Annotated in this window: 5 protein-coding genes; all 5 read right to left on the reverse strand. The window is 59.1% G+C overall.

All coding sequences use genetic code 11. From position 1 onward, the window contains the following. A complete protein-coding gene (locus Q7L05_RS11080; protein WP_303906221.1) occupies positions 1 to 702 on the reverse strand; it encodes a tetratricopeptide repeat protein in 702 nt (233 codons plus the stop codon). After that, positions 702 to 3788 carry a tetratricopeptide repeat protein gene (locus tag Q7L05_RS11085; protein WP_303906225.1) on the reverse strand — a complete coding sequence of 1029 codons (3087 nt, stop codon included), beginning with the start codon at positions 3786 to 3788 and terminating at the stop codon, positions 702 to 704. The genes Q7L05_RS11080 and Q7L05_RS11085 overlap by 1 nt, the downstream gene beginning before the upstream one ends. After that, the gene (locus tag Q7L05_RS11090; RefSeq protein ID WP_303906228.1) at positions 3785 to 5767 is read right to left on the reverse strand and encodes a tetratricopeptide repeat protein; all 1983 of its coding nucleotides are present in this window, start codon (positions 5765 to 5767) and stop codon (positions 3785 to 3787) included. The genes Q7L05_RS11085 and Q7L05_RS11090 overlap by 4 nt, the downstream gene beginning before the upstream one ends. Positions 5768 to 5770: 3 nt before the next feature. Then, on the reverse strand, positions 5771 to 6268 hold the full coding sequence (locus Q7L05_RS11095; protein WP_303906230.1) for an AraC family transcriptional regulator: 498 nt from the start codon (positions 6266 to 6268) through the stop codon (positions 5771 to 5773). A 371-nt stretch (positions 6269 to 6639) separates the two neighbouring features. Beyond that, a complete protein-coding gene (locus Q7L05_RS11100; RefSeq protein ID WP_303906233.1) occupies positions 6640 to 7041 on the reverse strand; it encodes a CoA-binding protein in 402 nt (133 codons plus the stop codon). Positions 7042 to 7183 lie beyond the last annotated feature (142 nt).

Genomic DNA, 7183 nt, shown 5'->3' on the forward strand with positions numbered 1-7183 from the left:
CTAGTTCCCCACTCGCCTCTGCAGGTCCACAATCCAGAGCTGTACATCCTCGTCTCCCGGCACCGCCTCGGCATACGCTTCATAGTTCTCGAGGGCGCACTCCGGGTCGTTCATGTAGAGGTCGCATAGAATGCCCAGATTTTTTCGCGCGGGCTGGAAATCCGGATAGGCTTGCAGCGCTTTCCGATAGAACCCCTTCGCTTCCGGGAAACGTCCCTCCCTGCGAAGGAGCATCCCATACTCGTTGTTTGCAACCGGATGTATCGGGTTGACCTCCAGCGCGTGCTGCAGCCGTTTTTCAGCCAACTCCGGCTTGTCTACTCTGGCATACGCGATTGCCAGATTGACATTGGGCGCGATCGCCTCAGGCGCACGCTCGACCACGCTCTCCAGAAGAGGTATGCCCTTTTCGTATTGATCGGCCTTCAGAAACGCCATCGCCGCCTTGAAATCGGCACGTGCACCCGAGCCGATGGACGCGTGGTCTTTAACCGTGATCATTTCGCCGACTTCGCCCGGCTCCTCGTGTTCGGCGGTCTGCTCGGGAGCCACACTGGCGCAGCCGGCGACAAGGGCACTGCAAAGAAAAAGGAGGACCATCGTCGCCGGCCGTGTCGCGCCGGGGCTGTGGCGCGCCATCGCCTGCCGGGCTGACACTGCACAGTCCCGTTTTGTCATCTTCGCTGCCCAAAATTCACGCATCAGGAGTCACCCTCTTCCTGAGCATCGACCGGTGCCTCTTCCGCCGCCTGTGCCGTTTCCCCGGCCTCGGGCGCATCCCGGGGCACGGCGTAGCTGAAAGCTGCCAACTGCTGCATGAAGCCTGTCGTTTCTTCGAACTTCGCGTAGCGGACCGGCACGAGTGTTGCGAGCTTCTGGATGCTCTTGTCGATCCATTGGTTATAAATCCCGATCGACATCAGCTCGATATTTTTTTCATGCACCGATATGGCCTTGTCTTCGAACGGATAGGCCTGATCCTCGATTGCCAGTTCATACTGCTCCCGCTCCAGTGCACTGAGCTTTTCCGGTCGTTCCGATTCGATAAGTGCCCGTGCGAAGTCGTAGTAAATTTCAGCCATGTAGAAGGTGGCGGCCGCGGTGGTTTCGCCCACTTGGTATTCGATCAGCCCGGCAAAGCGATCTCTTGCCGCTTTCATCGCCTCTTGCTTGGCCTTCAGATTCTTCTCGATCGGTTGGGTGATCTTGATCTCGGAAAACCGCGAATAGAGGGGTTCCGCCAGCACCAGAGCCGAAGTTGCGGCCAGATAACGTGTCCGGTCCGTACGCTGTTCGCCCGCTGCGGCATCGGTTTCAACGATGGTTTCCAGCTCAGCCAGGTACCGATCGTTGTCCGAGTTATCCTTATGGATTGTCGCGATCTTGAACCGGGTCTCCAGTGCCAACTCGACCGGCCGGGGGAAGTACTCGACATAGCGTTGGTAGACCTGCAGAGTACGGCCCATATCGCCGGCTTCTTCGTACAGCTCTGCTGCCATCATCAAGGCGCCGCGGCGCACCTCCTCATCATCGGACTCCGTCTCGACCCGCTCATACTCCGCTGCCGCCAGCGACAACTGGCCCCCTTCCTTGTAGACGTAAGCGAGTTTGTTGGTGACCTCCGGCTGCAGTTCATGTTCGGGATACCGCTTTCTGAAGTCGACCAGTACGTCACCGGCAGCCGTCCAGTCTTCCAGCGTAATGAGTGCGACCGAGGCCTCGTACTCGGCGGTAGGACGAATTTTGGAGGTGGGTGCCGCAACCGCAATCCTCAGGAAATGATTGGCGGCGGTTCGATACTCTTCAAGAGTATTGGCCTGTTCGCCCTGTTTATAGATAGACGCCGCAAGATTATCGACAAAGCCCGAATGTGACTTGTCCTCCCCTTTCGTCAGTCGCAGAACAGCGGTGTAGGCTTCCTCGGCATCGACGTAGTGGTTCAGGTCGAACGACGCATGGGCAACGGCGATCCAGGCCGACCGCAGGACCGGCTGATCCGCCTGTGGATAATCGGCGATGAGTTTGCGCCCTGCGGCAACGGCACCTTCGAAATCCTTCATCTCATAGAGATCGTCCGCCGCCGCACCCAGAACAACCGATGCCTTTTCATGCCGGGGGAAGATATCGACAAACCTCAGGGAGCTGCGCACCGCATCCCGCTTTACCCGCCCGCGCTGTGCCTGCGGGACCGCCTTGAGGTGCTGGCGATAGGCGTACACCGCCGCATAGCCGGCTTCCGAAGCCTTTTCGTGTTCCGGATAGTCGTAAGCGGTCCGTTCATACTCCCTGGCGGCGTCGCCATAGGACTCGTTTTCGAGCAGCAGGTCCGCCAGCTGGTAGTTGATGGCGGGTGACTCCTCATCTTTCGGGAAGGAGCTCAGGAACTCGCGGTACCAGAGCAGCGCTTCACTATAGTTGGCCGGCTTTTCCTTGGCGAAACGCTTGTCCTGATAGAGCGCATGGTAGTGGTTCGCCAGGTCCTTGAGATTGGTCTTGAGGTACCCCACCACCTTTGGCTGGTTGGCCAGCTTGTAATGCTGCCAGTATTCGGCGTTAAGGCCATAGACCCGGGCGAACTCCTTTTTGGCTTCCACCACCAGTTTCGGGAATCCACCCTCTTTATAGATTTCCGTCACCCGCATGTGAAAATGGGGCGATTTCCTGTGCAGCGGGTTCAGCTCGACAAAGGCCTTATAGGCAGAAGCGGCATCGCTGTATCGGCGCTTGGCCAGGTAGTACTCGCCAAGGTGGCTATAGACCCCGTCTTCGTAGGATCGCTCCCCGAACCTCGCGAAGTAGTCCGTTACCATGTCGGGGCCGCCCAGGTTCGAGAAACTCAGGCTGATCACCCGAAAGGTGTCGTCAATGCGTTTCTTTTCGGTTTTATTCTCGGTCTGCTCGAAGTCGTAACCCACCGATACCTTGTAATCGAGACCGGCGATGAACTTGTGCAGCGCCGCTTCATAGAGGTCCTGCTTATAGAATACCCAGCCGAGCTTGTGCAGGGCCAGCTCGTAGTACGAAGAGCTCACCCCGATGCCGACAATGGCCTGATAGGCATCTTCTGCGTCGAGGAAACGGCTTCGGGTGAAGAAGTACTCGGCTCTTCTGAACTGTACCTCATCCATGTACCGCGATCGTGGGTACTCCTTGACGATGCGATTCATCACCTCCATGGCGTCCTCGACCCTGCCCAGCTCTTCATAGGCCCGCGACATCTGGTAGAGCACTTGGTCGTTTCGCTGGTAGAGCGGGTATTTGGCGAGGAGCTGCTTATAGAGCTCTATGGCCTCGAGAGCGCCGGCTCTCTCCAGATCATCGTCCATCCCGTCCGGCAATTCTGCTTCGGACGTCGTGGCCGAAGAAGCGATCGGACCGGTCGCGGTCGCCCGTTCCTCGAACTCCCGCTCGGATTCCTGCGTCGCCGGAGTGGCATCGGCACGGGATGCTTTACGACCCGCATCGGCAACTTCGGATGCCTGCTGCGCAGCCGCTACATTCTCACGTGCAGGTGCTTCCATATCCGAAGACCCCTGAACATAGCCATATTCCCGCTCCACCTTGAGATCGGCCAGACGACGAATCGCTTCCGGCGTCATGCCCGACTCCGGGGTTTCTTCAAGGAAGTGCTGATAACTCGCCATTGCCTTTTCCAGGCCGCCCTCAATCGTTTCTTCTTTGATCTCGATCTCCACGTCGCGCAGCTGCGCCAGCGTGCCCCCGCCGTTCGACATGGCGCACGAGGCGAGCGCAGGTACACAGAGCACGAGGAGGTGAAGCGGCTTCATTGCGCGGCGCTCTCTCCAGGCGGCTCGCTCGGAGCCTCAGCCTCGCCCGTGGACCGTTCTTCCGCCTCACTCGACGCTTTTGCCTTTGCAGCCTCGGCCAGCGCTTTGGCCTCTCTGTCCGCCTGGGCCTTGGTGGCACGGTCGTAGCTGTCCGCCATGGCGAATCGTGCCTTGATCTGGAATTCCTCGAGACGCGTGCGGCGTCGTTCGAGCTCGTTCACCGCCATGGTCTCGAGCATGTGTCCCTGCCTGGCCATCAGGTTTTTAACCGGCTCCCGGACGTCCCGCACCCGTCTCCTCTGCTGACGAATAGCCGTCTCGTGTCCCTGATAGCTCTGGGTCGCTGCCTGGCGCGTGCGCACGAACGAGGTGTATTGGTTTCGCAGGTCTTCCACGATCCCGTCCAGTTGACGCAGATGTTGGTGGGCATCGGTCAGGCGCTGATCGTATTCGGTGTGAATCCGCCAATGGATAAGGCCCTTGAGACGCCGGATGCGGTGCAGGATTTTTTCGCTGACCCGGGTATTCTTCAGCTGTTCTTCGAGTATCGAGATGCGTTCCGTTATCACACGCTCTTCAGCGGTGGCCAGAAACCCGGGGCGTGGCGAAATGAGCATGGCCTGGAGTCGTTCATCCAGACGATCGCGCTGCTCCATCCGAAGCCGCATGCGTGAATCGAGACGCCTGAACTGTGCATCGATATCGGGCAGCAGAGGCTCGTAATAGGCGCGCCGCACGGCGATCAGATCTTCATAGGCATCGAGATCTTCCGTCCACACCACGAGGCGTTTGCGCAACGCCTCGAGATCCAGATAGTTCTGCAACGACGCCTGAAAGTCGTGAGAGGCCATCAACTGCATCAGGTAGTAGGTCTCGGGTGCTTCCGGCAGGCTGCGCAACTTCACCATCCAGTTCTTGTCCTGCTTCAACTCCTCGCGTGTCAGGGCCTCGAGAAACTTTCCCTCCCGGATGCTTTTGATCGAACGGTCCAGCTTGTCGATCTCACCTCCAAAAGCCTCCAGAGCGCTGCCGTATCCCAACGCCGCCTTGCCGTAGACACCCAGCTTTCCATAGGCGTACGGCACGGCCAGCAAGGCCTCTTGCACCGACTCGTCGGTCACATTCCTTTTCGCGAGAATGCTCCACGGTACGAGGGCACGCTCATAGCGTTCGGCTGACGCATCGGCCCAGCCGGAGCCCAGCAAGGCTCTGGTCGAGAACGGTCCCTGCAAACGCACCCGCTCCAGGAACTGCTTGGCCTCTTCGGGCCTGTCACCATCAAGCAGCTTGCTGCCAAGCACCAGATTGGCCTTGTCCCTGATCGCCAGGGTGCCGCGTTGCGTCCCGCGCACTTGTCCGGCCTGGTCGAGCGCACGAATGCCCGCTGTTTGCTCGTTATCCCGAAGCAGGGCGATGCCGCGGTTGTAGGCGGCAAATCCGGCATAGCCGTCGGCACGCTGCAGCGGCTCCAGGATCTTCGCGGCCTCGGCGAAGCGCCCGGTGGCCATGTAGACCTGGGCGCGGAGAAAAGAAAGGTCGTCCCGTATGCGATCGGGGACCCGGCCCTGAATTCGCTCCAGGGCGTGAAGGGCGTTGACCGGCTGATCCTTTTGGAAATAGATGCGGGCGAGCCGGTAGGCGGCCTCGTTGCGGACCGCCTCGTCGACATTGCCTTCGAGCACCGCTTCGACTGCGCGACCGGCACGGCGGTGCATACGGTAGGAAAGCTCGAAATCACCGACCGAAAATTCGGCCTGATTGACGTGAAAGTAAAAGCTGTCCAGCTCCGGATCATCGAGGCCGTAATGCTGCCAAAGCTCCGCATCCAGGCGCGCTATGGCGTCAAAGTAATCTCCCTGATGGGCATAGTAGAGCGCCTCTCCGAAAAAGAGGTCTTTCAACTCACCCGAGGGGGCCTCGGCCGCAAAACACGACGTGGCAAAACCGACCCCAAGCAGGCACATGATCCGGCTAAACATGCGCTACCAGTCTTTCTTGCTGATGCTTTTGGTGTTTGCGCCCGGCCCGGCCAGGACAAGCTCGACCAGCTTCGGGCCAATACCTTTTTCGATCGTGAAGTCGGCCGTATGGCGATACTCGGCGCCACCGGGTGACTTGCCAATCAAGGTGACCTGCAGGTCATGCTGGCCCGTTCTGATATTGCCGGTGTGGAGGCGCTGCACGCCGCCCTGCTGCAGCGCCTCCAGCTCTTTAAAGGTATAGAGGTGGTTGGCGACCACCTTGCCGTCGAGCTGGACTTCTACCGCATCGAGCCGAAAGTCGTCGTCTTCGGCGAGCGCCACGAACAGGGAGAGCTGGGTATTGGACGGGTGCAGCAGCTTCTCTTCGAGCCCGCTCAGTGCAGCCGCGATCCCGAGTGCCTCGGACTTGATCTCCTGCACCTGTTCATCGAGGCCCTTGATCTGTTCCTTGGATACCTCCTCGGCCAGCACGGCACCGGGCAGGTATGCCAACAACACGCATATGATCGCGGTCCCACAGAACTTCCACATATGAGAGTCTCTTCCTGGTGTTCGTATTTTGATAAAGGTCACTGTATCGGGACTGCTGGTTAGAGTTCCCTCGACTCAACCCCGTTTTGCGCTTTTCCTGCGCTTGCTCCAAATCCACCTAACATGCTGATACTAGTAAAGTTATTCCTAGTTAGGCAACGAAGGAAGTTAGGCGATGCCTAAACTTGCGGCGTTGGTCACAAAAAGAACCTTCAGGATGACACAGGCGGGGAAAAAGGGAAAAGCCCGTCGAAGAACCGGAACGGATGATCGTAAGGGTTGGGATGATTGCAGACGTGACGACTTCCTGTGCCCGATGCGAGAGCGCATCGCAGCGATTAGAACTGATGGGTACGCAGCATTACCAGGGTGCAACCGCGAATGCACTCCGCTCCCTGCCGGGCAAGGCGCTCCTCGAGGAGACCGGACTCGGTCCCCGGATTGAAGATCACCCGTTTGGGGGCCAGTGCCGCGATCGCCTCGATCATCGGCACGGTTCGCTGTGGACCGACGTAAAACGTCAGCGTGTGCACCGGCTTTTCGACATCCCGCAAGTCATGCACGACCGGTACGCCTTCGATCTCCTCGATCTTCGGATGCACCGGTATGACCTGATAGCCGGCCTCCATCAGCAGGTGCTGGGCACGATTCGAATACCGATCCGCCTTCGGGCTTGCGCCGAGGATAACCACCCGGTGTTCGGCAGGGTCGGCAGGCAGGGAAATGGCTGGCTGGTTCACGGCAACTCCGGTTCAGAGTAGAAGGACGAATCCACAACGTTGGCAAGCGGAACATACACCGCCAGCCGCGGGCTCCTGATGAACTCCCCCGCTGTCATTACGAGGACGCCTACATGGATGTAGGCGGTAGAGCGACGCAGGA

It is taken from the genome of Thiohalomonas denitrificans, assembly GCF_016841685.1.
GTDB lineage: Bacteria > Pseudomonadota > Gammaproteobacteria > Thiohalomonadales > Thiohalomonadaceae > Thiohalomonas > Thiohalomonas denitrificans_A.